Origin of the sequence: Aeromicrobium tamlense, assembly GCF_013408555.1 — a bacterium.
Classification (GTDB): Bacteria; Actinomycetota; Actinomycetes; order Propionibacteriales; family Nocardioidaceae; genus Aeromicrobium; species Aeromicrobium tamlense.
The window spans coordinates 2385445-2410738 of sequence record NZ_JACBZN010000001.1 but is presented as its reverse complement, the minus strand read 5'-3'; the positions used below and the strand labels follow the sequence as shown (position 1 = coordinate 2410738).

General features: G+C 71.7%; 29 protein-coding genes. 20 read left to right on the top strand and 9 right to left on the bottom strand.

Annotated features, from left to right (window positions below; all coding sequences use genetic code 11):
- Positions 1-13 precede the first annotated feature (13 nt).
- Genes BJ975_RS11980 through BJ975_RS11965 form a run of 4 tightly spaced genes read right to left on the bottom strand, consistent with a single transcriptional unit; the run spans position 14 to position 3150 of the window.
- Complete coding sequence (locus BJ975_RS11980; protein ID WP_179426194.1) at positions 14-592, bottom strand: Maf family protein; 579 nt, start codon at positions 590-592, stop codon at positions 14-16.
- On the bottom strand, positions 589-1248 hold the full coding sequence (locus BJ975_RS11975) for a hypothetical protein (RefSeq protein WP_179426192.1): 660 nt from the start codon (positions 1246-1248) through the stop codon (positions 589-591). The genes BJ975_RS11980 and BJ975_RS11975 overlap by 4 nt, the downstream gene beginning before the upstream one ends.
- Positions 1249-1300: 52 nt before the next feature.
- On the bottom strand, positions 1301-1549 hold the full coding sequence (locus BJ975_RS11970) for an acyl-CoA carboxylase subunit epsilon (protein ID WP_218845867.1): 249 nt from the start codon (positions 1547-1549) through the stop codon (positions 1301-1303).
- Positions 1546-3150, bottom strand: coding sequence for an acyl-CoA carboxylase subunit beta (locus BJ975_RS11965; protein WP_179426190.1), 1605 nt, complete (start codon positions 3148-3150; stop codon positions 1546-1548). The genes BJ975_RS11970 and BJ975_RS11965 overlap by 4 nt, the downstream gene beginning before the upstream one ends.
- Before the next feature lie 77 nt (positions 3151-3227).
- Here BJ975_RS11965 and BJ975_RS11960 point away from each other — a divergent pair, with 77 nt between their 5' ends.
- The 13 genes from BJ975_RS11960 to BJ975_RS11900 all read left to right on the top strand — a co-directional run bounded on the left by BJ975_RS11960 (position 3228) and on the right by BJ975_RS11900 (position 13052).
- Positions 3228-4010, top strand: coding sequence for a biotin--[acetyl-CoA-carboxylase] ligase (locus BJ975_RS11960; RefSeq protein WP_317628331.1), 783 nt, complete (start codon positions 3228-3230; stop codon positions 4008-4010).
- Positions 4011-4045: 35 nt separating this feature from the next.
- Positions 4046-4558: a PH domain-containing protein gene (locus BJ975_RS11955; protein WP_179426188.1), complete on the top strand. Its 513-nt coding sequence runs from the start codon at positions 4046-4048 to the stop codon at positions 4556-4558.
- Complete coding sequence (locus BJ975_RS11950) at positions 4545-5531, top strand: adenylate/guanylate cyclase domain-containing protein (protein ID WP_179426186.1); 987 nt, start codon at positions 4545-4547, stop codon at positions 5529-5531. The genes BJ975_RS11955 and BJ975_RS11950 overlap by 14 nt, the downstream gene beginning before the upstream one ends.
- 46 nt (positions 5532-5577) lie before the next feature.
- The gene (locus BJ975_RS11945; protein ID WP_179426184.1) at positions 5578-6714 is read left to right on the top strand and encodes a 5-(carboxyamino)imidazole ribonucleotide synthase; all 1137 of its coding nucleotides are present in this window, start codon (positions 5578-5580) and stop codon (positions 6712-6714) included.
- Positions 6711-7205, top strand: coding sequence for a 5-(carboxyamino)imidazole ribonucleotide mutase (gene purE, locus BJ975_RS11940; protein ID WP_179426182.1), 495 nt, complete (start codon positions 6711-6713; stop codon positions 7203-7205). Before BJ975_RS11945 ends, purE begins: the two co-directional genes overlap by 4 nt.
- A 101-nt stretch (positions 7206-7306) precedes the next feature.
- Positions 7307-8008 carry an alpha/beta fold hydrolase gene (locus BJ975_RS11935; protein ID WP_179426180.1) on the top strand — a complete coding sequence of 234 codons (702 nt, stop codon included), beginning with the start codon at positions 7307-7309 and terminating at the stop codon, positions 8006-8008.
- Between the two features lie 59 nt (positions 8009-8067).
- A complete protein-coding gene (locus BJ975_RS11930; RefSeq protein WP_179426178.1) occupies positions 8068-9273 on the top strand; it encodes an acyl-CoA dehydrogenase family protein in 1206 nt (401 codons plus the stop codon).
- Between the two features lie 77 nt (positions 9274-9350).
- Positions 9351-10100, top strand: a complete 750-nt coding sequence (locus BJ975_RS11925) for a phosphatase PAP2 family protein (protein WP_179426176.1) — start codon at positions 9351-9353, stop codon at positions 10098-10100.
- A gap of 108 nt (positions 10101-10208) precedes the next feature.
- Positions 10209-11108, top strand: a complete 900-nt coding sequence (locus tag BJ975_RS11920) for a hypothetical protein (protein ID WP_179426174.1) — start codon at positions 10209-10211, stop codon at positions 11106-11108.
- A complete protein-coding gene (locus BJ975_RS11915; protein WP_179426172.1) occupies positions 11102-11278 on the top strand; it encodes a hypothetical protein in 177 nt (58 codons plus the stop codon). Before BJ975_RS11920 ends, BJ975_RS11915 begins: the two co-directional genes overlap by 7 nt.
- Before the next feature lie 91 nt (positions 11279-11369).
- Positions 11370-11561 carry a hypothetical protein gene (locus tag BJ975_RS11910; protein ID WP_179426170.1) on the top strand — a complete coding sequence of 64 codons (192 nt, stop codon included), beginning with the start codon at positions 11370-11372 and terminating at the stop codon, positions 11559-11561.
- Positions 11558-11752 (top strand): hypothetical protein, encoded by a 195-nt coding sequence (locus BJ975_RS11905; RefSeq protein ID WP_179426168.1) that lies wholly within the window; start codon positions 11558-11560, stop codon positions 11750-11752. The genes BJ975_RS11910 and BJ975_RS11905 overlap by 4 nt, the downstream gene beginning before the upstream one ends.
- A gap of 109 nt (positions 11753-11861) precedes the next feature.
- Positions 11862-13052 (top strand): lipase family protein, encoded by a 1191-nt coding sequence (locus BJ975_RS11900; protein WP_179426166.1) that lies wholly within the window; start codon positions 11862-11864, stop codon positions 13050-13052.
- Positions 13053-13055: 3 nt separating this feature from the next.
- Here BJ975_RS11900 and BJ975_RS11895 read toward each other — a convergent pair whose 3' ends face one another.
- On the bottom strand, positions 13056-14129 hold the full coding sequence (locus tag BJ975_RS11895) for an LCP family protein (protein ID WP_179426164.1): 1074 nt from the start codon (positions 14127-14129) through the stop codon (positions 13056-13058).
- A gap of 130 nt (positions 14130-14259) precedes the next feature.
- Here BJ975_RS11895 and BJ975_RS11890 point away from each other — a divergent pair, with 130 nt between their 5' ends.
- Positions 14260-15702, top strand: coding sequence for an LCP family protein (locus BJ975_RS11890; RefSeq protein WP_179426162.1), 1443 nt, complete (start codon positions 14260-14262; stop codon positions 15700-15702).
- A 109-nt stretch (positions 15703-15811) separates the two neighbouring features.
- A complete protein-coding gene (locus BJ975_RS11885; RefSeq protein WP_179426160.1) occupies positions 15812-17257 on the top strand; it encodes an LCP family protein in 1446 nt (481 codons plus the stop codon).
- Between the two features lie 57 nt (positions 17258-17314).
- On the opposite strand, the gene BJ975_RS11880 is transcribed toward BJ975_RS11885, so the two are convergent.
- The 3 genes from BJ975_RS11880 to BJ975_RS11870 all read right to left on the bottom strand — a co-directional run bounded on the left by BJ975_RS11880 (position 17315) and on the right by BJ975_RS11870 (position 19692).
- Positions 17315-18067, bottom strand: coding sequence for an ABC transporter ATP-binding protein (locus BJ975_RS11880; protein ID WP_317628332.1), 753 nt, complete (start codon positions 18065-18067; stop codon positions 17315-17317).
- A 4-nt stretch (positions 18068-18071) separates the two neighbouring features.
- A complete protein-coding gene (locus tag BJ975_RS11875) occupies positions 18072-18935 on the bottom strand; it encodes an ABC transporter permease (protein ID WP_179426156.1) in 864 nt (287 codons plus the stop codon).
- Positions 18936-19023: 88 nt separating this feature from the next.
- The gene (locus BJ975_RS11870) at positions 19024-19692 is read right to left on the bottom strand and encodes a TIGR03089 family protein (RefSeq protein ID WP_179426154.1); all 669 of its coding nucleotides are present in this window, start codon (positions 19690-19692) and stop codon (positions 19024-19026) included.
- 103 nt (positions 19693-19795) lie between these two features.
- On the opposite strand from BJ975_RS11870, the gene BJ975_RS11865 reads away from it, so the two are divergent.
- The 3 genes from BJ975_RS11865 to BJ975_RS11855 are packed head-to-tail and all read left to right on the top strand — an operon-like array spanning position 19796 to position 24229.
- A complete protein-coding gene (locus tag BJ975_RS11865; protein WP_179426152.1) occupies positions 19796-20047 on the top strand; it encodes a WhiB family transcriptional regulator in 252 nt (83 codons plus the stop codon).
- Between the two features lie 55 nt (positions 20048-20102).
- A complete protein-coding gene (locus BJ975_RS11860) occupies positions 20103-22910 on the top strand; it encodes a glycosyltransferase family 2 protein (RefSeq protein ID WP_179426150.1) in 2808 nt (935 codons plus the stop codon).
- On the top strand, positions 22907-24229 hold the full coding sequence (locus tag BJ975_RS11855; protein WP_179426148.1) for a DUF5719 family protein: 1323 nt from the start codon (positions 22907-22909) through the stop codon (positions 24227-24229). Before BJ975_RS11860 ends, BJ975_RS11855 begins: the two co-directional genes overlap by 4 nt.
- Before the next feature lie 13 nt (positions 24230-24242).
- Here BJ975_RS11855 and BJ975_RS11850 read toward each other — a convergent pair whose 3' ends face one another.
- Positions 24243-24695, bottom strand: a complete 453-nt coding sequence (locus BJ975_RS11850) for a metallopeptidase family protein (protein WP_179426146.1) — start codon at positions 24693-24695, stop codon at positions 24243-24245.
- A gap of 48 nt (positions 24696-24743) precedes the next feature.
- Between BJ975_RS11850 and BJ975_RS11845 the strand changes: the two genes are divergently transcribed.
- Both BJ975_RS11845 and BJ975_RS11840 read left to right on the top strand, forming a co-directional pair.
- Entirely contained in the window at positions 24744-25094 is a 351-nt protein-coding gene (locus BJ975_RS11845) for a DUF3499 domain-containing protein (protein ID WP_179426144.1), read from the top strand.
- The gene (locus BJ975_RS11840; protein WP_179426142.1) at positions 25091-25267 is read left to right on the top strand and encodes a Trm112 family protein; all 177 of its coding nucleotides are present in this window, start codon (positions 25091-25093) and stop codon (positions 25265-25267) included. Before BJ975_RS11845 ends, BJ975_RS11840 begins: the two co-directional genes overlap by 4 nt.
- Positions 25268-25294: the final 27 nt, after the last annotated feature.

Below are 25294 nucleotides of genomic sequence, written 5' to 3'. Positions count from 1 at the left end.
CATCGTGCCATGCTCAGCGCCAGAGGTCGGTCCACTCCACTCCGAGGTCCCGGGCCATCTCGCGGACCGCGGGGACGCTGACGCCGACCACGTTGTGGTGGTCGCCCTCGATCCGGGTCACGAACGCCGCGCCGAGGCCGTCGATCGTGAAGGCGCCGGCGACGTGCAGCGGCTCGCCGGTGGCGACGTAGGCCTCGATCTCCTCGTCGGTGACGTGCGCGAAGTGCACGCGCGTGGCGGCGTGACGCACGACCTCGTCGTCGCCCAGGCGCAGGCAGTGCCCGGTGTGCAGGACACCCACGTTGCCGCGCATCTCGTACCAGCGGCGCCGGGCGACCTCGGGGTCGTGGGGCTTGCCGAGGACTCGCCCGTCGAACTCCAGCACCGAGTCGCAGCCGAGCACGAGGGCATCGGGGTGGTCGGGCGCGACGGCCCGGCACTTCAGGCGCGCGAGCTCGGTGGACAGCTCGGCCGGGGTGGTGGCGGCGATGCCGTCCTCGTCCACGCCCGACACGACGACCTCGGGGTCGATGCCGGCCCGCTGCAGCGTGCTGAGTCGGGCGGGGGACTGCGAGGCCAGGACGAATCTCATCGGTCCTCCGGGTCGAGGGCGGGCACGGCGCCGTGGGTGGCGACCTCGGCGCTCAGGTCGGGGTGGGCCAGCACCTCGTCGATCAGTCGCTGCGACCCGCCGACGCACAGCCACGTGGGGTCGACGTCGGCGGCGACGAACCAGGCGCGATCGGCGGGCCACGTCAGCGAGGCGGACGGCAGGGTGCGCTCGACGTCGGTGCCGTACGGGCGCGCGCCCCAGTCGCCCACGTCCGAAGCGGGGCCGCGGAACAGCAGGTAGGAGCGCTCGCCCTCGAGGTCGACCTTCGGGGCGTCGAGGACGTCGTCGTCGAACGCGGGCCTGATGCGCGGCGGGGTGGGGCGGAACCACAGGTCGCGCAGCCAGTTGCCGCGCAGGGTCGTGTAGGCGCGGCCGGCGTCGGTCAGCTCGCCCCAGCCGTCCCAGAGGCCGAAGAAGACGTCGTCCGGGGTGCGCGTGTGCCGTGCGGCGATCTCGACGACGATCGCCATGATCGCGTCGTCGCTGCGGTAGGTCTCGGACTCGCCGTCGTCGTACGGGACGGTCGCGTAGGCCTCGAACCCCGGCGGGCCCTGCATGGCGAGGATCGGCCAGCCCTCGGCCGCACCGGTGAACCAGTCGGCGTGCGACACGTCGGGCTCGGGTCGCAGGGTCATGCCTCGATCGTTCCACACGTGCCCGGAGAACACGGTCCCCGTCAGTCGTGCGTCAGAAGGCGGAGGCGCGCCACTGGCCGGGGCCGAAGCGGTGCGGCGTGCGGTGCTGGCGCGTGGGGTGACCCCACTGGCTGCGCGGCCTCGGCTTCGAGTCGGCAGCCGCGGCGGCCGCGGCGGCGTTGCGCGCGGCGACGACCGCGACGAGTGCCGCCAGCTCCTCGGCGGTCGGGTCGCCCTTGACCACCCGGAGCACGGGCTTGCTCTCCGGGGTCTCGGTGGTCTCGTCCACGGCGTCGCTCACAGCGGGATGTTCCCGTGCTTCTTGGGCGGCAGCGTCTCGCGCTTGGTCGCCAGCAGGCGCAGCGCCTTGACGATCTCGGCGCGGGTCTGGCTGGGCTTGATGACGCCGTCGATGTAGCCGCGCTCGGCCGCCACGTACGGGTTGCAGAGCGTGTCCTCGTACTCGGTCATCAGGTCCGCGCGCAGCGTCTCGGGATCGTCGGCCGCGGCGATCTCGCGGCGGTACAGGATGTTGACCGCACCCGACGCGCCGACGACGGCGATCTGGCCGGTGGGCCACGACAGGTTGATGTCGGCGCCGAGGTGCTTCGAGCCCATGACGTCGTAGGCGCCGCCGTAGGCCTTGCGCGTGATGATCGTGACGAGCGGGACGGTGGCCTCGGCGTACGCGTAGATCAGCTTCGCGCCGCGGCGGATGATGCCGTTCCACTCCTGGTCGGTGCCGGGCAGGAAGCCGGGCACGTCGACGAAGGTCAGGACCGGGATGTTGAACGCGTCGCACGTGCGCACGAAGCGCGCGGCCTTCTCGGACGCGTCGATGTCCAGGCAGCCGGCGAACTGCATCGGCTGGTTGGCCACGACGCCGACGCTCTTGCCCTCCACGCGGCCGAAGCCGATGACCAGGTTCGGCGCGAAGAGTGCCTGGACCTCGAGGAACTCCTGGTCGTCCAGCACGGTCTCGATGACGGTGCGGATGTCGTAGGGCTGGTTCGCCGAGTCGGGGATGAGCGTGTCGAGCGCGACGTCGAGGTCGGTCGGCTCGAGGTCGACGACCTCGGGGAACGCCTCGGGCTCCTCCATGTTGTTCTGCGGCATGTAGGAGATGAGCGCCTTGACGTACTCGAGCGCGTCGTCCTCGTCGGAGGCCAGGTAGTGCGAGTTGCCGCTCTTGGTGTTGTGCGTGCGACCGCCGCCCAGCTCCTCCATCGTGACGTCCTCGCCGGTGACCGTCTTGATGATGTCGGGTCCGGTGATGAACATGCCCGAGGTGCCGTCGACCATGACCGTGAAGTCGGTGACCGCGGGGGAGTAGACGTGACCGCCGGCGCAGTTGCCCATGATGAGCGAGATCTGCGGGATGACGCCCGAGGCGTGCACGTTGCGGCGGAAGATCTCGCCGTACAGGCCGAGCGAGACGACGCCCTCCTGGATGCGCGCGCCGGCGCCCTCGTTGATGCCGATGATGGGGCAGCCGGACTTGATCGCCAGGTCCATGACCTTGGTGATCTTCTCGCCGTAGACCTCGCCGAGGCTGCCGCCGAAGATGCTGAAGTCCTGGCTGAAGACGCACACCTGGCGGCCGTCGATCGTGCCGTAGCCGGTGATGACGCCGTCGCCGAGCGGACGGTTCTTGTCCAGGCCGAACGACGTGGCGCGGTGGCGGGCCAGCGCGTCGAGCTCGACGAACGAGCCCTCGTCGAGCAGCTGCTCGATCCGCTCACGGGCGCTCTTGCGGTCGCGGGCGTGCTGCTTCTCGGCGGCACGCTCGGCCACCTCCACGGTCGCCTCGTGGTGACGGCGTTCGTAGTCGGCCAGCTTGCCGGCGGTGGTGTGGAGCTCGGGGTGCTCCTCCAGCGGGGTGTCGGGCAGGGCGTCGGTCATGGCGAACACCCTAACCGGCAGTGATCCGAGCCTCATCAAGGGACTGGGCGCACCGTCGACTGTGCGAGGGTGGGCCCGTGCAGCAGCCCCACCTGGCCCCCCTCGACCGCGACCGCCTGCGAGCCGACGCCGTCGGGTTCGAGGTCCACGTCACCGACGAGACCGCCAGCACGAACGCCGACCTCGCGCAGGCCGCTCACGACGGCGCGCCCGAGTGGACCGTGCACACCACCGACCACCAGGCCGCGGGCCGGGGTCGCCTCGACCGCACCTTCACGATGCCGCGGTACACGGGCATCGCCGTCTCGGTGCTGGTCCGTCCCACCGAGGTGCCGCCGACGCGCTGGCCGTGGCTGCCGCTCGTCACGGGCCTGGCCGTCGTCGACACCGTGCGCGAGCTGGGCGTCGACGCCGCGCTCAAGTGGCCCAACGACGTCCTCGTCGAGGACCGTCGCAAGCTCTGCGGGATCCTCGTCGAGCGCGTCGAGACCTCGATCGGCGCGGCGGCGGTGGTGGGAGTCGGCCTCAACGTCGGCCTCTCCGCCGAGGACCTGCCGGTGGAGCGGGCGACCTCGCTGCTGCTGGAGGGCGCGAGCACCACCGACCGCACCGAGATCCTTCCGGTGCTGCTGCGCCGCCTGCGCGAGCGGCTCGAGCTCTGGCGCGACCCCGCGAGCGCCGCCGAGCTGGCCGACGCCTACGCGGCCACGTGCTCCACGATCGGGCGGCAGGTGCGGATCGAGCGCGCCGACGGCTCCGACGTGGTGGGCGAGGCGACCGGGATCGACGCGTCGGGCTGCCTCGTCGTCGACGGCGTGCCGTGGTCGGCCGGTGACGTGACGCACCTGCGCCCGGCGTGATCCCCGCCGTCGGTCCGTCGTGGGATCATGGCGGCATGCTGTCCGAGAAGCTGCTGCTCGACGACGAGGTGGTCGAGGCCGAGACCCGCACCCACCTCAAGGTGCTGATCGTGCCCTTCCTCGTCGGCCTGGCGATCATGCTGGTCGGCGGGTACTTCGCCGGCGCGGTCGGCGACTCGGGCGGAGGCACTCCGCGACTGGCCGGGATCGTCGTCCTGGCGGTGCTGTTCGTCTGGGGCACGCTGCTGCCGTTCCTGCGCTGGCTCACCTGGACCTACACCCTCACGAACCGGCGCCTGATCGAGCAGAAGGGCATCCTGACGCGCAGCGGCCGGATCATCCCGCTCGCCCGCATCAACGATGTCGCCTACGAGAAGGGCCTGATCGACCGGGTCCTGCGCTGCGGCACGCTGATCATCCACGACGCCAGCCAGCAGGCCGGCCTGCAGCTGCACGACATCCCCCACATCGAGGACTTCCACCGCCGCATCTCGCGGCTCGTGCTGGCCTCCCACGCACCCGAGGCGCGCCGCGATGAGCAGTCCTGACGACCAGCAGCTGGTCGACGTCATCCTCGCCGAGCAGCTGCACTACACGAACGCCGAGACGGCCGAGCGGGGCGGACTCACCCCCGAGCAGGCCGCCCGGCTGTGGCGCAACCTCGGCTTCCCGGATCCGGGCGAGGAGATGGCGTTCGGCGACGCCGACGTCTCCGCGGTCGCGATCGTGGCCACCGCGATGGAGCACGAGATCCTCGACGAGGAGACCGTCTTCCGTCTCACCCGCGCGCTGGGCCAGACGATGTCGCGCCTGGCCGACTGGCAGGTGACGATCCTCGTCGACCAGCTGGAGGCCGACATCGTGCGGGGCAAGTCGCAGAGCCGCGCCGAGGCCGCCCTCGAGCTCGCGCAGAGCTCGGTGCCCGGCTTCGAGCGCCTCATGGTGCACGTCTGGCGCCGCCACCTGGCCGCCGCCGCGGCGCGCCTCACGGCTCTCGGCGAGAACGACCAGGCGCTGCTGACCACCGACATGACCGTCGGGTTCGCCGACATGACGCGCTTCACCGCACTGTCGAACCGTCTCGACGAGACCGCCCTGGCGTCGGTGGTCGAGGAGTTCGAGACGCGCTGCGGCGACCTCATCACGGCGGCCGGCGCGCGCGTCATCAAGACGCTCGGCGACGCGATGCTCTTCGTGCACCACGACCCGGTGCACACCACGCGGATCTCGCTCGACATCATCACGACGATCGGCGCCCGGCCGAAGCTGCCCGACGTCCGGGTCGGTCTGGCCACGGGGTCGGTGCTGAGCCGGCTCGGCGACGTGTTCGGCCCTCCGGTGAACCTCGCCGCGCGGCTCTCGCAGGTGGCGCGCGCCAACCGCGTGCTCGTCGACCAGTCCACCGCCGACGCGCTCGGCGACAGGTTCGAGACCCGGGCGCTGCCGCCGCGCCCGATCAAGGGCTTCGGCACCCTCTCGCCGATCACCGTCACCGAGCGTCGCTCCTTCCGCGCCCGCTGAGCGACCTCCGCCGCGGTCCCGGGCCGGTTCGCTCTAGGCTGGCGCCGTGACGCACGAAGCTCCCGCCCCGGACGTCGCCGTGATCGGCGGAGGCCAGCTGGCGCGGATGATGCAGCCCCCGGCGATCGCGCTTGGCCTGCGGCTGGCGCTGCTGGCCGAGGGTCCCGACGTCTCCGCCGCCCAGGTGATCGGTGCCCACCGCGTGGGCTCGCACACCGACCTCGACGACCTCCGTGCCGCGGTCGGCGACGCCCCCGTGGTGACGTTCGACCACGAGCACGTGCCGCCGGAGCACCTGCGCACCCTCGCCGCCGAGGGCCACGAGTGCCGTCCCGGACCCGACGCGCTGATCCACGCGCAGGACAAGCTGGTCATGCGTCGCCGTCTCACCGAGCTGGGCGTCCCGTGCCCGCGCTGGGCCGAGGTGGGCGAGCCTTCCGACGTCGTCACGTTCGGGTTCCCGGCGATCGTCAAGACCGCGCGCGGCGGCTACGACGGCAAGGGGGTCTGGAAGGCCGAGTCCGAGGCCGACCTCGAGGAGCCGTTCCGCGCCGAGGGCGAGCTGCTGGTGGAGGAGCTCGTGCCGTTCCGCCGCGAGCTGTCGGCGCAGGTCGCCCGCAGCGCGACCGGCGAGATGGTCGACTACCCGGTCGTGGAGTCGCGCCAGGTCAACGGTGTCTGCTCCGAGGTGATCGCGCCGGCCCCGAATCTCGACCCCGCCCTCGAGGCGCGGGCCCGCGGCATCGCCCGCACGGTCGCCGAGGAGCTCGGCGTGGTCGGCATGCTGGCCGTCGAGTTGTTCGAGACCGACGACGACCGCGTGCTCGTCAACGAGCTCGCGATGCGCCCGCACAACACGGGTCACTGGTCGATCGACGGCGCCGTGACGAGTCAGTTCGAGAACCACCTGCGCGCCGTCACCGGCCTGCCGCTCGGCTCGACGACCCCGCGCCAGCCGTGGGCGGTCATGGTCAACATCCTCGGCGGCGCCGTGGAGGACCTCGAGGCCCAGCGCGCGGTCGCCCTCGCGGCCGAGCCCGACGTGAAGGTCCACCTCTACGGCAAGGCGGTGAAGCCCGGCCGCAAGGTTGGCCACGTCACCGCCGTGGGCGACGACCTCGAAGACGTGCTCCGCCGGGCCCGGCGCAGCGCGAGCCTGCTGACGGACGGAGTCGAAGGATGAGCGAGAGCGCACGCGTCGGGATCGTGATGGGGTCCGACTCGGACTGGCCCACGATGGAGGCCGCCGCGCAGGCCGTGGCCGAGTTCGGCATCGCGTACGAGGCCGACGTCGTCTCGGCGCACCGGATGCCCGACGAGATGCTCGAGTACGGACGCCGCGCCCACGAGCGCGGCATCGAGGTCATCATCGCCGGCGCCGGCGGTGCCGCCCACCTGCCCGGCATGCTCGCCGCGGTCACGCCGCTGCCGGTCATCGGCGTGCCCGTGCCGCTGAAGTACCTCGACGGGATGGACTCGCTGCTCTCGATCGTGCAGATGCCGGCCGGCGTGCCGGTGGCCACGGTCGCGATCGGCAACGCCCGCAACGCCGGTCTGCTGGCCGTGCGGATCCTCGCCGCCGGCGACCCCGCCCTCACGCGGGCCATGGTCGACTTCCAGGCCACCCTCGCCGACGCCGCCCGCGCCAAGGGCGCCGTGGTCCGCGGTGAGTGACGGTTTCCCCGCTTAACCGGGGAAACCGTCACTTCGCGAGGTTCGCAAACCTCGTGAAGTGACGGGAAACCTCGTCCAGTCGCAGGAGTAGCGTCCGAGACATGGACATCATCCTGGTTCCCGGATTCTGGCTGGACGCCTCGTCGTGGGACGAGGTCACGCCGCTGATCGTCGAGGCCGGACACCGCGTGCACCCGCTGACGCTGCCCGGCCTCGAGTCGCGCGACGCGCCCCGCGCGGACATCGGGCTGCGCGACCACGTCGAGTTCGTGGCTGCGCGGGTCGACGCGCTCGATGGTGACGTCGTGCTGGTCGGGCACTCCGGTGGCGGTGCGGTCATCCACGGCGTCGCCGACCTGCGCCCCGACCGGATCGCGCGCGCGATCTACGTCGACTCGGGTCCGCAGCCCGAGGGCGAGCCGATCAACGACGAGCTGCCGCCCGACGGCGACGAGATCCCGCTGCCGCCGTGGGACACGTTCACCGAGATGGACCTCGTCGACATGGACGAGGCGATCCGGGCCGACTTCGAGGCGCGGGCCGTGCCGCAGCCGATCCGCGTCGGGACCGACGGAATCTCCTACGCCGATGATCGCCGCCTCGACGTGCCGGCGACGATCATCTGCTGCGAGTTCCCGTCCCAGGTGCTGCGCGACGCGATCGAGGCCGGCGATGCGTGGGCCGCCGAGGTCGGCCGGCTGCGCGAGGTCGAGTACGTCGACCTGCCCACCGGGCACTGGCCGCAGTTCACGAAGCCGCGTGAGCTGGCCCGGCTGATCGTCGAGGCGCTCGAGCGTCACTGACGCCGCCGGGTGTCTGCGGCGGGTCACCCCGGGAGGGGCGCGGCAGCCCGCGGCGTAGAATGCGCGGAGTTCCTACCTTTTCAACCCCCGGGAGTTCGAGCGTGTCCGATTTCTTCGCGTTGTCCGAGGAGCATCAGGCGATCCGCGAGGCGGTGCGCGCCGTGGCCGAGGCGAAGATCGCCCCGCACGCCGCCGCCGTGGACGAGGAGGCGCGCTTCCCGAGCGAGGCGAACCAGGCGCTCATCGCGGCCGACTTCCACGCGCCGCACGTGCCCGAGCAGTACGGGGGAGCCGGCGCCGACGCGCTCGCCACCGTGCTGGTGATCGAGGAGGTCGCCCGCGTGTGCGTCTCCAGCTCGCTCATCCCCGCGGTCAACAAGCTCGGCTCGCTGCCGGTGCAGATCGGCGGCGGCGAGGAGATCAAGGCGAAGTACCTGGGCAAGCTCGCGCGCGGCGAGGGCGGCTTCAGCTACTGCCTCTCCGAGCCCGAGGCCGGCTCCGACGCCGCCAACCAGCGGACCACTGCCAAGCGCGACGGTGACGACTGGGTCATCAACGGCACGAAGCGCTGGATCACCAACGCGGGCGAGTCGGAGTACTACACCGTCCTGACGCAGACCGACTTCGAGAAGCGGACGAAGGGCATCACCGCGTTCGTCGTGGAGAAGTCCGACGCGGGCGTCTCGTTCGGCGCACCGGAGAAGAAGCTCGGCATCAAGGGCTCGCCGACGCGCGAGGTCTACTTCGACAACGTGCGCATCCCGGGCGACCGCATCATCGGCGACGTCGGCGAGGGCTTCGCGATCGCGATGAAGACCCTCGACCACACCCGCGTCACCATCGCCGCGCAGGCGGTCGGCGTGGCGCAGGGCGCCCTCGACTACGCGCTGGGCTACGTCCAGGAGCGCAAGCAGTTCGGCAAGCCCGTCTCGGACTTCCAGGGCCTGCAGTTCATGATCGCCGACATGGGCATGAAGATCGAGGCCGCGCGCCAGCTCACCTACGCGGCCGCCGGTCGCTCCGAGCGCGGCGACAAGGACCTCACGTTCTTCGGCGCCGCCGCGAAGGCCTTTGCGTCCGACGTCGCGATGCAGGTGACCACCGACGCCGTGCAGCTGCTCGGCGGCTACGGCTTCACCCGCGACTACCCGGTCGAGCGGATGATGCGCGACGCCAAGATCACCCAGATCTACGAGGGCACGAACCAGGTCCAGCGGATCGTCATGGCGCGCCAGCTGCTCGCCGGCATCCAGTCCACCCTCTGATCCACTCGCGGCCCTCAGGGTGATCTCGGGGTCGTCCAAGGGTGTTGCTACCGGGAGTGGTTTGAGAGTCTGGTGCAATGGCCCTCCCGCGGCGGTCCGAGGTCGTCGTTCGCTTGCGCGACGGGATCCTGCCTGCGGTGTTCGAGCTGACGCTGCTGGCGCTCGTCTACGTGCTGTACCGCGTCGGTCGTCTGGTGACGATCGACGCGGAGCAGACCGCGCACGCGAACGCCGCCGCGGTGCGCGGGCTCGAGCGCGCCCTGCGGCTGTCGCACGAGGCCTTCATCCAGGACCTCGTCCCGTCGGTCGACCTGCTGCAGGCAGCCAACGTCTACTACGTCGGGGTGCACTTCCCGGCCACGGTGGCGTTCCTCGTGTGGGGATTCGTCCGGCGCCCCCGGGCCGAGTACCGCTGGGCGCGGAACCTCATCATCATCCAGACGACCTGCGCGGTGATGCTGCACATGGCGTTCCCGCTGGCCCCGCCGCGCATGTTCCCGCAGTGGGGGTTCGTCGACTCGATGACCGAGTACGGCCCTTCGGCGTATGACGGCGCGAGCGGTGCGGTGGCCAACCAGTACGCCGCCATGCCGAGCCTGCACGTGGGCTGGGCGGTGCTGATCGCCGTCGTGGTGGTGCGGACCGCGAACGGCCTGGTGCGCCAGCTGGCGGTCTGGCACGCGGCGATCACGATCGTGGTCGTCACCGTCACGGCGAACCACTGGTTCATGGACGGGATCGTCGCCTGCGCGATCCTGGTCGTCGCGATGCGCCTCTTCCCGGCGCCGGGAGTCTCACGGATCCCGCAGCTGCAGCGACTCACCTGACCTCTCCACACCCGGGGGAATGGGTGCTTGACGCGTCCCCTGAAGCACAATAAGTTGTGCGTCAGTTCGTTCGTCACGGGCCTCGCCCATCACCGAATCGGGGGATTCATGCACATCGTCACACGGGCCTTCGCGGTCCTGGCCACCTCGGCCGCGCTCACACTCTCGGCCCTGCCACCGACACAGGCCGGCACGCCGCGCGCCACCTTCGGCGACCGCCTCGGCGAGCTCGCCCAGGTCGAGTCGGCCGTCCCGCTGAGCGCCTCGCCCACGGGCGCCGTCAGGAAGGGATCCGTGCCGATCGAGACGGCTGGAGGCGCCTCGCTCGCACTCGACCTGCCGGCGAGGGGTGCCACGCCCAAGAAGGCCGACGGGCGGTACCACCTGCCGGGGCGCAAGGGAGCGTCGCTCGCCGTCACGCCGACCAGCACCGGCACGCAGGTGCTGGTCGGGATCGACTCGGCGGAGGCCCCGGCCACCTACGACTTCGGGCTCCGCGGCGACGTCTCCCCGCGGCCGGCGCCCGACGGAGGAGTCGACCTCGTCGGACCGGACGGGGCCGTCGTCGCCCAGGTCGAGGCGCCGTGGGCCGTCGACGCGGCCGGGCGCCAGGTGCCCACCCGCTACGAGCTGAGGGGGAGCACGATCCGCCAGGTCGTCGACCACCGCGCCCGCGGCGTCGCCTATCCCGTCGTCGCCGACCCGAAGGTGAAGTTCTGCGACCTGGGCACGGCCGTGTGCGTGAAGCTGAGCAAGAAGGAGACCAAGAAGGTGCACGACGCGATGTTCGTCTCGCTCGGGGCGGGGGTGAGCACGCTGTGCGGACTGATCCCTGCGAAGAACCCGGCAGGGGTCGCGGTGAAAGCGGTCTGCGCCGCCGCCGTGAGCGCCTACTTCTACAAGCTGCGAGGGGTGTTCAAGAAGGCCAAGAAGGCGGGAAGGTGCGTCGAGCTGAAGTTCAGGATCGTCGCGGTGGCGGTCGTGGGTGGGAAGGTCGTCAAGTGTTGAGCCGGATCGATCTCGTGGCATATCTCGTCCTCGCGGTGACGCTCGTCGCGATGGTCCTTCTCCTCAGCGATCGCGGTGTGTTCGCCTGGGCTCTGGCCGGTGCCTGCTTCGTCGGGGTGCTCGCGGGCGATCTGACTCTGCGCGCGATCCGCCGCCGGTCCCGCCGTTGACGGAGGAGCCGATGTGGAAAACGCTGCTGGCGGTGGTGGCTGCCGGGCCTACGGTGCGAGTCCGAGTAGACGTGGGAAGGGAGAAGTGCTGATGAGGACACCTGTCGCGCTGATCTTCGCGCTTGGCCTCTACTGGATGGGTCTCAACCAAGGCGCGGAGGCGCCTGGCGGGATCGTCCGCGACTTCTGGACCCTGGCCGTCGTCCTGACGGTGGCAGCCGTGGCATGGGAGCTCGTCGCACGCCGATGGCGCGCCCGACGCGCGACCCCGCCCGCGACATGAGCAGCCGATCCGTCGGCGGGGCGATCGCTTGGGAGGCGCTGTCGATCGGTACGTGCGGGGCAGCGGTCGTCATCGCCTCCTGGGCGGTGAGCGGAGAGCCCGACTGGGTCGCGGGCGGCATCGTCGCGGTGGGATTCCTGGCCATCGACCTGGTCCGATCGCTCAGGTCGCGCCAGCGGTCGCGGGGTTGATCCACGCCGGAGGGTGCTCGCGGCGGGTGGGCGCCGGGGAGGCGGCACCCACCCGCCGCGGTCGTCGGTTTCGGCTCGGCGGGCGGGTCCGCGGCCGTACGATGACGCGGTGATCCGTCGACTGGTCCCGGTGCTCGCGAGCGCCGCGCTCGTGCTGTCCGTCGCGGCCTGCACGGCCGAGGAGGACGAGCCCCGTTCCGCCCCGCAGGGCACCGCGTTCTACACGCCGCCCGCGGACCTCTCGGAGTACGCGCACGGCGACCTCATCTGGTCGCGCGAGCTCGAGGGCACGATGGGGCTGGAGCAGGCCGACGTCAGCCTCGTCCTCTACGCGCAGCAGGGCGTGGGCGGCGACACGGTCGCCACCTCCGGCTTCGTCGCCGTCCCCGACGGAACCGCTCCCGACGGCGGCTGGCCGGTCGTCACTTGGGCGCACGGCACCACCGGCATCGCCGACCAGTGCGCCCCCACCCGCGCCGATTCGACCATCGCCGACCCGGCCGCGATCGGCACCACCAGCACCCGCCTCCAGCGTTGGATCGACAGCGGCCACGCGGTGGTGGCCACCGACTACGAGGGCCTCGGCACCCCCGGCGACCACCCGTACCTGATCGGCGCGTCGCAGGGCCGGGCCGTGCTCGACATCGTGCGCGCCGCCCGCCAGCTCGATCCCGACCTCAGCGATCGGGTGATGACCGCCGGCCACTCGCAGGGCGGTCACGCGGCGCTGTGGGCCACCTCGATGGCGCCGCACTACACGCGCGAGCTCGACGTCGTGGGCACGGTCGCCTTCGCCCCGCCCTCGCACATGTCGCTCGCGGCCGAGGTCGGCCTGTCCGGCGAGGTCGCCGTCCCCGCCGCCCTGGTCGCGATGATCCTGCGCGGCCTCGAGGTCGCCTACCCGGGCAAGATCCCGGTCGACGAGCTGCTCAACGCGAAGGGCGTGAAGCTCTACCCGCAGGTGCGCGAGGAGTGCCTCATGGACCTGCTCGGCCCCGACCGCTTCGGGCTGGCGCCGATGAACCGGTTCGCGGCCAAGAACGCCGACGCCGACCTCGTGCGTGGTCCGCTGGACGCGAACGACCCCAGCTTCCCCGAGGTGCGCGGCCCGATCCTGGTCGTGCAGGGCACCGCCGACAGCGTGGTGCCGCAGGTCCTCACCGACTCGCTCGCCAAGGCCTACCGGGCGCGCGGGCTGGACCTCACCTACACGACGTACCGCGGCGCCGAGCACACCGACGTGCTCGACCGCTCGGCGAAGCAGGTTGCGGCCTTCACGGCCGAGGCGTTCGGCGGCTGACAGCTACTTCCGCAGCCCGTCCTGGGTGCACAGGTCGCCGAGCTCGTCGGTCGTGCCGTCCTTGAGGTGCTTGAAGTACTCGACCGCGCGCTCGCGGTCCCACTGCACCGACATGTCCGCGATCGGCACGGTGCAGGAGCGACCGTCGCCGCCCATCGCCTTGCCGAGCTTCCACGCGAAGCGGCCGAACGAGAACATCGAGACGTCGTCGCCGACGGCGAGGGACTCCGCGGTCGTCGTGGCCACACGCGTGAACTTCCACGGGTTGAGGACGGTGGAGGGGGACAGGGCCGCGTCGCCGATCGCGCCGATGACCTCGCGCTGGTTCTGGCCGCGCGCGATGTCGCCGCTGGCGAACGCCTTGCGGGAGCGCGAGTACGCCAGGGCGGTCTTGCCGTCGACCTCCTGGCAGCCCTCCTTGATGTTCAGCTTCGCGTCCTTGTCCTTGATGTCGTCCTTCGGGCAGACCTCGATGCCGCCGAGCGCGTCGACGACGTCCTCGAGCCCGGTGAAGCCGATCTCGACGTAGCCGTCGACGCCCAGGCCGGTCTCGCTCTCGATCGTCTCGACGAGCAGCGGCGGGCCGCCGAACGCGTACGCGGCGTTGATCTTGGTCCGGCCGTTGCCGGGGATGTCGACGATCGAGTCGCGCGGGATCGACGTCAGCACCGAGGGGCCTCCACCGCCGTACGTCAGCAGCAGGATGGTGTCGGTGCGGCCCCGGGACTTGTCCTTGGGGCGCTTGTCGGTGCCGGCGAGGACCCACGTGGTGGTCTCGTCCTGGGGGCGTTCGCCGTCGGGCGTGGCGTCGACCTTGGTGATCTTCGACCAGGCGACCACCGGCACGAGCACGAGGAACGCGATCCAGGCCACGAGGACCAGCCACAGCAGCCGCAGTCGACCGCGCGGCTTGCGCTCCTTCGGCGGCTTCGCGCCGCGCTTGCCGGACCCCGGCGGGGGCAGGTTCGGCGGCGGGATCGAGGAGCCGGACGCCGCGGGGCGCGCCGAGGACCGACCGGGCTGATCGTCGTACAGCCAGTCGTATCCGTCCGGATCCTTGGGACCTGAGGGGGGCATGGGGTGAAGGTACCCCGTCGGACCTCGCTCCGATTCCCTTGCCCGGCCTCCGGCGCGTCATCCCGAGGGATCGGGAGCGGCGCTCGATACTGAGGGAACCTTCGGACTCTTCCCCACCGTGAGGACAGCGATGCACGACGACCGCACGAGCGCTCTGGGCGGCACCTACGCCGACCCGGCCAGCGCCACCGCCCGGATCCGCTTCCGGCGCGCCCTGACCCTGGCCGCCATGACCCTCGTGATGCCGGGCTCCGCCCAGCTGGTCCAGGGCAACAAGCGCGTGGGTCGCATCGCGATCCGGATCTGGCTGGGCGTGCTCGCGCTCGTCGCCGCCCTCGTCCTGCTGGCGCTGCTCGACCGCCAGCTCGTCTTCGGCCTGGCCACCAACGCCGCCCTGCTGACCCTCGGCCGCTGGGTCCTCGTGGGCCTCGCGATCGGCTGGGTCGCCCTCATCGTCGACGCCTGGCGGCTCGGCCGCCCGCGCGAGCTCGCCCGTCCGCACCTGGCGATCTCCACCGCGCTGCACGCCGGTCTCGTGGTCGCCACGGCCGCGGTCCTGTTCTTCGCCGCGCACACCGTCTCGGTGATGAACGGCTTCACCGACACGGTCTTCGCCTCCAACACGGTCTCCAAGCCGCACGAGGGTCGCTACAACGTGCTGCTCCTGGGCACCGACTCCGGCAAGGACCGCAGCGGCATGCGCCCCGACTCGATCAACGTCGCCAGCATCGACGCCGAGACCGGCAAGGCCGTCATCATCGGCCTGCCGCGCAACCTGGAGAACGTGCCCTTCCCGAAGGGCTCGGTCATGCGCGAGCAGTTCCCGAACGGCTTCGACTGCGAGGGCTGCTACCTCAACGCCGTGAACACCTGGGCTAACGACCACGCGCAGCTCTTCGACGCCAAGGAGCCCGGCATCGACGCCACGATGGACGCGGTCGAGGAGATCACGGGGCTGAAGCTCAACTACTACGCGCTGGTCAACATGAAGGGCTTCTCGAAGCTCATCGACGCGGTCGGCGGCGTTCGCCTCAACGTGCGCGAGCGCACCGCGATCGGCGGCATCGGCTCGCCGATCCGCGGCTACATCGAGGCCGGCGAGCAGAAGCTCTCGGGCGACAAGGCCCTCTGGTACGCCCGCTCACGCGTGGAGAACGACGACTGGTCGCGCATGGGCCGCCAGAAGTGCGTGATGAACGCGATGGTGCGCCAGCTCAACCCGCAGAAGGTCCTCATGAACATGCAGGACATCGCGAACTCGAGCTCGGCGATGCTGCACACGAGCATCCCGCGCCAGGACCTCAACGTCTTCATGGACCTCGCGCTCAAGACGAAGTCGCAGCCGATCTCGTCGGTCTCGCTCGTGCCGCCGGTGATCTACACGGGCAACCCGGACTTCGACAAGGTGCGCCGCCTGGTCTCCAGCGCCGTCGGCACCTCCGAGGCCCGCGAGGAGGTCCAGAAGTCCGCCCTCGTCACCGCGAAGCTCCCGCTGCTCGAGCTCGGCGGGGAGGCGCAGAAGAAGGACCCGCGCAAGGCCAACCGCAGCGCCGACCTCAACGAGAGCTGCTGAGCCGACCCGCCCGACCGGCGCTGGTTCGTCGGCGTTGGGAACCGGAGGGTTTAATGGGGCGTCGGTCGCGCACGGACGATCGGCCACGGCAGGCAGGAGAGGTGGCGGGGTGAGCGGTCTGGGAGCCCGACCCACGCGGGTCGCGCAGCGCGGTGGGCTGCGCCGTGCACTGGTGCTGATCCTCGGCACGGTCGTCTGGCCCGGCATCGCGCAGTTCCTGGCCGGCGCGCGCCGCCTCGGCGCGGTCGTCATGGTCGCCTGGGTGGCCGTGCTGACGGCCCTGCTGGTGGTCTGGTTCCGCTTCCGCCCCGATCGCGCCCAGGTCATCGACTGGCTCACCGACCCGTCCGTGCTCCAGACCGCGCGCGTCGCCGCCCTCGTCCTGGCGATCGGCTGGATGCTGCTGTTCGTCGACGCCTGGCGGCTCGCCCTCGTGCGCAGCCTGGGCTGGTGGCGACTCGGCATCATCTCGGTCGTCAACGTCACGATCATCGCGCTGGTCACCTCCACGACGTACCTGAGCTGGAACACCGTCTCGGCCTCCAAGGAGGTCGTGGAGCAGGTCTTCCACGAGACCGAGGTCAAGTCGCCGCTTCAGGGCCGCTACAACATCCTGCTGCTCGGCGCCGACTCCGCCGACGACCGCACCGGCCTGCGCCCCGACTCGATCAACCTCGTCAGCATCGACGCCGAGACCGGCGTGCCGATCATGGTGTCGCTGCCGCGCAACCTGCAGAACGTGCCGTTCCCCGAGGACTCGCCGATGCGGACGGTCTACCCCTACGGCTACAACTGCGGCTCCGAGTGCCTGCTGAACGCGGTGCACACCGCCGCGGCCGACCGGTCCGACCTCTACCCGAAGAGCAAGGACCCGGGCCTGGACGCCACGCTCGAGGCCGTCGAGGGCGTCACCGGCCTGAAGGTCAACTACTACGTCCTCGTGAACATGAAGGGCTTCTCCAGCCTCGTCGACGCCACCGGCGGCGTGACGATGGACATCAAGGAGCCCATCGCGATGTTCGGCAAGGACGACGCCTGGAAGCAGGTGTACATCCAGCCGGGCAAGCAGAAGCTCAACGGCAAGGAGGCGCTCTGGTACGGGCGCAGCCGCGTGCAGTCCGACGACTACACGCGCATGGGCCGCCAGAAGTGCCTCATGCAGGCCATGCTCCAGCAGCTCAGCCCCGAGCAGGTCGTGCTGAACGCGGGCAAGATCGCCAAGAGCTCCGCGCAGATGCTCAGCACCGACATCCCCGCCTCCGAGCTGGGCGCGTTCGGCGACCTGGCCCTCAAGGCCAAGGATCAGCAGATCGCGACGCTGTCGGTCGTGCCGCCGGAGTACAGCACCGTCACGCCGAACTTCGAGCAGATCCGCGCCGACGTCGCGGCCCTGGTCAAGAAGAGCGAGCGTCAGCAGAAGAAGGCCGCGCAGCCGAAGCCCACGGACTCCACGGCGACCACGCAGGCCCCCGAGACGCAGCAGACGCCCGAGGCGCCGAAGACCGAGTCGCCGTCAGCCGCGAACAACACCGACGACCTCGCCGCCACCTGCTGATCCCGGCCCCGGCGCCGAGCCGACCGGGAAGCGGTGGCGGGGCGGGGAGCGCTGGGGTCAGCGGCTCTCCTCGTAGGCCGCGATGACCTCGTCGGGATCGCCGTCCATCATGAGCTCGCCCTTCTCGATCCAGATGACGCGATTGCACGTGTCGCGGATCGACTGCATCGAGTGGCTCACCAGGAACACTGTTCCGGCGTTGTCGCGGATCTCGCGGATGCGCTTCTCCGAGCGCTTGCGGAACTTGCGGTCGCCGACGGCCAGGGCCTCGTCGACGATGAGGATCTCGTGGTCGCGGATCGTGGCGATCGCGAACTTCAGGCGGGCGGTCATGCCCGAGGAGTACGTGCGCATCGGCAGGTCGATGAACGGGCGGATCCCGGCGAAGTCGACGATCTCGTCGTAGCGGTCCTCGATCTCGGCCTTGGAGAAGCCCAGGGCCAGGCCACCGAGGATGACGTTGCGCTGGCCGGACAGCTGCTTGATGAGGGCCGCGCCCACACCGAGCATGCTGGGCCGCGAGCTGGCGTAGATCGAGCCGCGGGTGGCGGGGGTCAGACCCGTGATGGCGCGCATCAGGGTGGACTTGCCCGAGCCGTTGGAGCCGATGACGCCGATGCTGTCGTTCTCGTACGCGGTGAACGAGATGCCCTTGAGGGCGTGCACCGTGCGGGTGCGCTTGGCGCGGCGCAGCACGCCGCCGCGGTCGGCCTCGGTGGCGCGCTTGCCGGTGGCGAAGACGCGGTACTCGACGTGCAGGTCCTGCACGACGACGACGGGCCGGCGCTGCTCGGTGTCCGCCGTCTCCACGGACTCAGTCGACGCGACCATAACGCTCCTCCGCGGCCCAGAAGAACACGACGCCGATCAGGAACAGCCCGATCGACCAGACGGCGATGATGGGCCAGAACTGCAGGCGCACGTCGTAGAGCGGGTCGGAGTCGAGCAGCAGCTCGCGCGACAGGCTCAGGAAGGCGTAGACCGGCTGGTACTGGACGATCTCGAGCAGCTTCGGGTTGCCCTCGAAGCGGATGTCGAAGCTGAAGAAGATGCCGGTCGTGTAGAAGAAGAACCGCGTGATGAACGGCAGCAGGTTCGTGAGGTCGGGCAGGTGCACCGTGAGGCGCGCGGTGATGAACGCGACGCCCATGCAGAACAGGAAGTACAGGCCGATCAGGGGCACCATCAGCAGCCAGTTCCAGTTCGGCACGTGCCCCATGAGGAGCAGGAAGACCATGAGCAGGCCGACCGTGGGGATCAGCTGCATGAACTTCTGCACGACCACCGAGATCGGCAGCGACATGCGGGGGAACGCCAGACTCTGCACGAGCGCCTGGTTCGACGTGATCGACTTCGAGCCGCTGCCCATGCACGCCGAGAAGAACTCGAACATGAACACGCCGATGATCAGGAACGGCACGAAGTCGGGGACCGACTTCGTGCTGGCCATGAGGATGCCGAAGACGATGCCGAACACCGCGGCGTTGAGGATGGGCTTGAGGACGATCCACAGCATGCCCAGGCGCTGACGCTGGTTCTCGGCCTCGATGCGGAACTTCGCCAGCGAGACGATGAAGTCCTTGCGTTGCGCGACTCCCCGCAGGTATTCCGTCAGCGGGGGTCGGCCGCCCACCCGGGTCAGGCCGTGGGCCTGCGGGTCGTCGACCGTTGGGGTCATGCGTGGTTCCTGTCGTGATGTCTCGGGGGCATCGGCCGTCGGCCCGGATGCCCCGTCGAGTCTAGGGCACCCACCATCGCGGATCGGCTCAACGTCCCGGCCCGTCGAGCCGTGCGTGCTCCTGTGCGGCGATGCGCACGAGGTCGTCGGGTCCGCCGCCGGCGACCATCACGAGCGAGCCGCCGCCGGTGAGGGCCGCCGCGAGGTCGGCGGCGTCGTCGGCCACGGACCCCGGCTCGCGCACGACCCGGGCGGTCAGGGCGGGCGCGGCGAGCAGCTCGGCGTGCGTGGCGCGGCGCCCCGCGACGTCGAGGGCGAGGTCGTCCGGCGCCGGGGGATCGAGGTCGATGAACACGTCCGGGCTCGCGGGCACGTGCACCGCGATGTCATGGAAGCCCTCGGGCTCGGCGGGGAAGCGGCCCCCGAGAGGACGCAGCGACGCCGCCAGCCGGATCGGCTCGGCGGCCTCGAGCTCGGGGCCCGACAGGCCGATCTGCGCGTCGGAGTCGGCCACCACGGCCCCGACGCGCCAGGCGCCCAGGATCCACACGTAGCGCAGCCAGTGGCTGGGCAGGCCGATCCGCACGCGGGTGCCACGCTCGGCGTCGAGCTCGTCGACGAGGAAGTTCGCGACCTTCGCCACCCAGTTCGCCAGCGTCACGCCGCTGAGCTCGACGCGCTCGCCGGTCGCGACGTCGTAGTACGTGACGACGGGGGAGGGCGTGGGGGTCAGGACGGTGGCGAGGGTGGTGGTCACGCCTCGACGCTAGCGCGGAGCCCGGAGGCGCGACACGCCGAGGATCGCCGGACATTTGCTATTCGGCTTGACGTTTGGCAGGCATCCGACTGTAATTACAGGCATGTCATTAGTCGGTTGGATCGAGGGCGACGACCCCGAGCTCATGTGGCAGGAGCGTGCTCTGTGCGCTCAGACCGACCCCGAGTCGTTCTTCCCCGAGAAGGGCGGCTCCACGCGCGAAGCCAAGCGCGTGTGCCTGAGCTGCGACGTCAAGACCGAGTGCCTCGAGTACGCACTGGCCCACGACGAGCGCTTCGGCATCTGGGGTGGCCTGTCCGAGCGAGAGCGTCGCAAGCTCAAGAAGCGCGCCTGACCTCCCCGCGCCGCTGACACCTGACGGTTGGTCGCAACCGCCTAAGGTGGCGATCATGCACGACGACGACCTCGAGGACGAATCCGTCCCGGCGTGGCGTGCCAGCCCTCCCTCCGTCCTCGCCGTTCTCGTCGCCCATCGCGGATCGCGATGGCTGCCCCAGACCCTCGCGGCCCTCGACCGGCTGCACCACCGGCCCGACCACCTCGTGCTCGTCCACGACGACAGCGACCCGGCCACGCGCGACCTCCTCGAGGGACATGCGCACGCCTCGCGCATCGTCACCGCCCCCGCCCGTCGCGGGTTCGGCGGCCAGGTCGCGGTGGCGGTGGAGTCGCAGACCGAGGCCTACGACTGGATCTGGCTGCTCCACGACGACCAGATCTGCGATCCCGACGCGCTCTCCGGCCTCCTCGACGAGGCCACGCGCGACCCCGACATCGGCATCGTCGGCCCCAAGGTCCGCGAGTGGCCGTCGCTCCGGCGGCTCCTCGAGGTCGGCCTCACGGTCACCGGCACGGGCCAGCGCGAGACGATGCTGGAGTCCGGCGAGCCCGACGCCGGCCAGCACGACCGGCCGCAGGACGTCCTGGCGGTCGGCTCCGCCGGCATGCTGGTCCGCCGCGACGTGTGGGAGCGCCTCGGCGGCACCGATCCGCGGCTGCCGCTGTTCTTCGACGACATCGACCTCGGCTGGCGCGCCAACCGCGCCGGCTACCGCGTGCGCACGGCGCCGCGCTCGATCGTGTTCCACGCCGAGGCCACCGCCAACCGGCGTCGCGTGCGCCGCAAGGGCGTCCGCGAGCACGCGGGCGAGCGCCGTGCCGCCGCGCTGCACACGATGCTGGCCAACAGCGACCCGCTGCGGTTCCTGCCGCTGAGCATCCGTCTGTTCGTGGGCTCGCTGCTGAGGTTCGTCGGCTTCCTTTTCGGCAAGGACCTGCGGTCGGCCCGCGGCGAGATCATGGCGATGGTCACGGTCTTCGCCAATCCCGGGCCGATGATCGCGGCGCGCCGCCGACGCAAGCCGAACGTCGTGCGCCGCAACCGCGAGCTGAAGGACCTCTTCGCCCCGTTCTGGATGCCGTACCAGCACGGACTCGACGTCGCCGCCACCACCGTGCAGGCCGTCGTCCGCCCCGAGTCGGTGGACTCACTCGGCCTGCGGTCGATCGGCGTCGCGGAGGAGGACGAGGAGGACCCGGTCGTCGTCGACCAGCCGCCGTGGTGGCGCCGTCGTCCGTGGCTGACCTGGGTGCTGGTGCTGCTCGTGGGCTCGCTCGTCGCGGCGCGCTCCGTGGCCGCGGGTCACCTGTTCAGCCCGGTCCTGCCCGCGTCGCCCGACGCGGTCTCGTCGTGGTGGCGGCTGCTGTTCGAGCGGTCGCACGCGGTCGGCCTCGGCAGCGCCGACGTCGCGCCGGCCTACGTGGTCCCGCTCGCGTTCGTCGGGCTGCTGGTGTGGTTCGCGCCGGGACTCATCTCCTGGATCCTCACGGTGCTGGCGGTGCCGTTCGCGGCGCTCACCGCCCACCGCTTCGGCCGCCTCGTCAGCGACGACCGTGCCGTCCGGATGACGTGGGCCGTGTCGTACGGCCTCGTCGTCGGCGTCACCGGCGCGATCGCCGGCGGCCGCCTGGGCACGGTGGTCACCCTCGTCGTGGCGCCCCTGTTCGCCAACGTCCTCCTGCGCCTCGTGCTCGAGCCCACGTGGACCCGTGCCGCCCTCGTCGGCCTGTGGATCGCGCTGGTCGCGGCGTTCGCGCCGGTCGCCTGGGCGCTGGGCATCGTCGCGCTCGTCGTCAGCGCGCTGCTGGTGCGGTCGTCCGCGCGCTACCTCGCGCTCAGCGGCGTGATCGGCACGGTGCTGCTGGGTCCGTGGCTGCTCGACCGTGTCCTGTCCGGGCGGATCTGGTGGGAGGTCGGCAACCCCGTCGACGCGCCCGCCTCCGCCTGGGACGTGGTCACCGGCACCGGCGGCGGGCCCGGATCGGCGCCGTGGTGGATCGCGGTCCCGCTCATCGTGCTCGCCGCCGCGGCCCTCGTCCCCGAGGCGACCCGTCGCGCCGTCGCCGGCGCCTGGATCGTCGCGGTCGCCGGTCTGGCCACGGGCCTGCTGGCCTCGATCTCGACCTACGTGCCGTTTCCCGGCGCTCCGGAGGTCAGGGCGTGGTCCGGGCTCGGCGCGGGCATCTGGCTCGGCGGCCTGCTGACCGCGGTGCTGTTCGCCTGGCCCGCCCTGCGCACGCGCAAGCACCGCCGCTGGCGACGCCCGGCGATCGCCCTGCTGGCAGCGTTCCCGATCCTCGCCGGCGGCTGGCTCGTCGTGCGCGGCATCGACGACCCGCTCGAGTCCGGTGACGCCCGCGTCGTACCCGCCTTCCTCGCGGCCCGACCCGGCACCACCGTCGTGCTGACCGGCGACTCCGAGTCCGGCATCGTCGCCGACGCCGTCGTGGGCCCCGGCCCCTACCTCGGGGCCGAGGCGCTGCGCACCACTGCCGAGCGCGAGGACCGCCTGCGCGACACCGTCACCTCGCTGGTCACCACGCCCACACGCGACGACGTCGACGAGCTGGCGCGACTCGGCGTCGACAGCATCTACGCGCCCGACGTCGACCTCGACCTCGCGCGACGGATCGACGCGGCGCCCGGGCTGGCCCAGAAGGGCAGCGACTCGCCCGACTCGCGCGTCTGGTCGGTGACCTCCGAGATCGAGGCCGAGCCCGCGCCCGAGGCCGGACCCGCCCGCCCCTGGATCGCAGGCGTGTGGGTGCTGGCCTGGGTCGGCGCGTTCGTGGGTGCCCTGCCAGTGCGCCGCAACGCGGCCCCCGGACCGGATCCGGACGAGGAGGACGACGCATGAGCAGCCGGTTCCCCGCCCGTTACGTCCTCCCCCTCGTGGCGGCGCTGCTCGTCGCCGCGATCTCGTTCGTGCCCGAGCCCGAGCCGCCCGTCGTGGCCGGCGGCAGCCAGACCGTCGAGGTCCGCCAGACCACGTGGGCCTGCCCCGTCGAGTCCGGGTGGACCGTCGCGGCGGGTCAGGTGGCGCCGGGCGACGAGGCCGTGGCTCGCCCCATCCCCGAGGAGGCGGCGGCCGACCCGGTGTGGGCGCGGGCCGACCGCTGGCGCACCGCCGAGCCGGGCGGCGACGCCCTCGTGCTCGAGCAGTCCGGCGAGGGCTCCGGATCGGTCGGCTACGTCGCCGGCCGACTGAAGGGCGACGCGGTGCTGGCGGCCTGCCCGCCCGTCGTCGACGAGGCCTGGTTCGCGGGCCTGGGCGACCGCGGCCGCTCCGACGCCACGATCACCCTGGTCAACCTTGGCGAGAACCGCGCCGTGGCCGACCTCAGCTGGTGGGGCGCCAACGGCCCGATCCAGTCGCTGGACACGTCGGGCCTCGTGGTGGAGCCGGGTCAGCGGCGCCAGATCTCGGTCGACGACGTCGCCGCGGGGGAGGGAGCCGTCTCGGCCCACGTCTCGCGCCGCCGCGGCTCGCTCACGGCGATCGCGCTCGACGCCGGCACCGGCGGTGCCGACCTGCTCGCCCCCGCGCCGGGCCCCGCCACCGAGCAGGTGCTGGCCGGCCTGCCCGAGGGCGACGGCACGCGCCTCGCGCTGGCGAACCCGGGCACGTCCACCGCGCACGTCGCGGTGTCGGTCCGCGGTCCGGGTGGCGCCTTCGCCGCCGAGGGCCTCGAGGACGTCTCGGTCGAACCCGAGTCCACGCGGGTCGTCGCAGTCCCGGGTTCGGTCGACCTGCGACGCGCGTCCCTCGCGATCACGTCCGACCTGCCCGTCGTGGCCTCCGCCTCGATCGAGACCGACGACGACGTCGCCCGAGTGACGCCGTCGGCCGCCATCGAGGGTCCCGCGGTCGTGCCCGTCCGGCTCGCCGGCGGCGCCGTGCGCACGGTCGTCACGGCCAAGGAGGCCGCCGTGGTCGAGGTCGAGTCCTTCTCGGCGTCGATGGAGTCGCTCGGCACGAGCCGGGTGAGCGTCGGTGCCGGGGCCTCGGCCCTCGTCCCCGCGCCGAAGGACGGCGCCGCCTATCTCGTGCTGACCCCGCAGGAGGGCCGTCGCGTCATGGCCGGCCTCTGGAAGTCCGGGGGAGGCAGGATCGCCGCCACGGCGGTGCGTCCCGCGCCCGTCTCGGTGGTCGCTCCCGGCGTCTCCGTGCGCTGACCGGTGCCGCTGCTCAGGCGCGCGGGTCGAGGTCCTCGGGGTCGTGGTGCCAGACCTCGCCGAGCCGCGTGAGCAGCACGGTCCAGACCAGCTCCTCGAGGTCGACGGCCGAGCGTGCCCGTCCCACGATCGGCAGGCGGTAGACCACGATCCGGTACCCGCCCGGCGCCGGGTTGACGATGCTGCGGGGCACCGGCTCGTCCCAGCCGGGCGGCAGCATCGGCGCCTCCTCGACGGCGACCTCGACGTGGTCGGGCTCGCGCGCGAAGTGGTGGTCGAGCCGCGTGAGGATCTCGGCGACGAGGTCGTCGAACGCCTCGCGCGGGGTGCGGTGGACCGGAGCGCCCTGCGGCGAGAGGGGCCCCGGGAGCGACATCACGCCGCGCGGTCCGCGCCCGCGACGGTCGCGGGCGGAGCCCGGACGCGGGCCGTGGACGCCGATGCGGGATCCCGGTTCGCTGGCCATCCGGTGAGCCTACTGCGGAGCGCTGGGGTCGCGGGCTAACCTCGCCCCGTGGGACTGCAACGTCGATGCTCGCGCGCAGGCTGCCCGAACTCCGCGGTGGCCACGCTGACGTACGTGTACGCCGACTCGGTCGCCGTCCTGGGCCCGCTGGCCACCTACGCCGAGCCCCACGCGTACGACCTGTGCTCGCGTCACGCCGAGCGCCTGTCGGCGCCGCAGGGCTGGAGCGTGGTGCGACTGGCCCCGGAGTTCACCGAGCCCGAGCCCACGCACGACGACCTCGTGGCACTGGCCGAGGCCGTCCGCGAGGCGGGCCGTCCGGCGCCCGAGCAGCCCTCCGACGACGGCTCGCCGGTGCTGCGGCTCGTGCGCGACGACTCGGCTACGGTGGTGCCGTGAACCTCGATCCAGCCCTCGTCGAGATCCTGGTGTGCCCCCAGTGCCGCTCCGGCCTGTTCGTGGACGCCGAGGCCGACGAGCTCGTGTGCAACGGCTGCGCCCTCGCGTACCCCGTCCGCCGCGACATCCCGGTCATGCTGGTCGACGAGGCCCGCTCGCTCGACGCCTCCTGACCCCACTTCTGCGGATCTGGGGCTGGT

What these genes read in the sequence shown, in the direction of transcription:
- BJ975_RS11980 (WP_179426194.1), bottom strand. Translation starts at nt 592, where the DNA reads ATGAGATTCGTCCTGGCCTCGCAGTCCCCCGCCCGACTCAGCACGCTG.
- BJ975_RS11975 (WP_179426192.1), bottom strand. Translation starts at nt 1,248, where the DNA reads ATGACCCTGCGACCCGAGCCCGACGTGTCGCACGCCGACTGGTTCACC.
- BJ975_RS11965 (WP_179426190.1), bottom strand. Translation starts at nt 3,150, where the DNA reads ATGACCGACGCCCTGCCCGACACCCCGCTGGAGGAGCACCCCGAGCTC.
- BJ975_RS11955 (WP_179426188.1), top strand. Translation starts at nt 4,046, where the DNA reads ATGCTGTCCGAGAAGCTGCTGCTCGACGACGAGGTGGTCGAGGCCGAG.
- BJ975_RS11950 (WP_179426186.1), top strand. Translation starts at nt 4,545, where the DNA reads ATGAGCAGTCCTGACGACCAGCAGCTGGTCGACGTCATCCTCGCCGAG.
- purE (WP_179426182.1), top strand. Translation starts at nt 6,711, where the DNA reads ATGAGCGAGAGCGCACGCGTCGGGATCGTGATGGGGTCCGACTCGGAC.
- BJ975_RS11935 (WP_179426180.1), top strand. Translation starts at nt 7,307, where the DNA reads ATGGACATCATCCTGGTTCCCGGATTCTGGCTGGACGCCTCGTCGTGG.
- BJ975_RS11930 (WP_179426178.1), top strand. Translation starts at nt 8,068, where the DNA reads ATGCGCGGAGTTCCTACCTTTTCAACCCCCGGGAGTTCGAGCGTGTCC.
- BJ975_RS11925 (WP_179426176.1), top strand. Translation starts at nt 9,351, where the DNA reads ATGGCCCTCCCGCGGCGGTCCGAGGTCGTCGTTCGCTTGCGCGACGGG.
- BJ975_RS11920 (WP_179426174.1), top strand. Translation starts at nt 10,209, where the DNA reads ATGCACATCGTCACACGGGCCTTCGCGGTCCTGGCCACCTCGGCCGCG.
- BJ975_RS11910 (WP_179426170.1), top strand. Translation starts at nt 11,370, where the DNA reads ATGAGGACACCTGTCGCGCTGATCTTCGCGCTTGGCCTCTACTGGATG.
- BJ975_RS11905 (WP_179426168.1), top strand. Translation starts at nt 11,558, where the DNA reads ATGAGCAGCCGATCCGTCGGCGGGGCGATCGCTTGGGAGGCGCTGTCG.
- BJ975_RS11895 (WP_179426164.1), bottom strand. Translation starts at nt 14,129, where the DNA reads ATGCCCCCCTCAGGTCCCAAGGATCCGGACGGATACGACTGGCTGTAC.
- BJ975_RS11890 (WP_179426162.1), top strand. Translation starts at nt 14,260, where the DNA reads ATGCACGACGACCGCACGAGCGCTCTGGGCGGCACCTACGCCGACCCG.
- BJ975_RS11875 (WP_179426156.1), bottom strand. Translation starts at nt 18,935, where the DNA reads ATGACCCCAACGGTCGACGACCCGCAGGCCCACGGCCTGACCCGGGTG.
- BJ975_RS11865 (WP_179426152.1), top strand. Translation starts at nt 19,796, where the DNA reads ATGTCATTAGTCGGTTGGATCGAGGGCGACGACCCCGAGCTCATGTGG.
- BJ975_RS11860 (WP_179426150.1), top strand. Translation starts at nt 20,103, where the DNA reads ATGCACGACGACGACCTCGAGGACGAATCCGTCCCGGCGTGGCGTGCC.
- BJ975_RS11855 (WP_179426148.1), top strand. Translation starts at nt 22,907, where the DNA reads ATGAGCAGCCGGTTCCCCGCCCGTTACGTCCTCCCCCTCGTGGCGGCG.
- BJ975_RS11850 (WP_179426146.1), bottom strand. Translation starts at nt 24,695, where the DNA reads ATGGCCAGCGAACCGGGATCCCGCATCGGCGTCCACGGCCCGCGTCCG.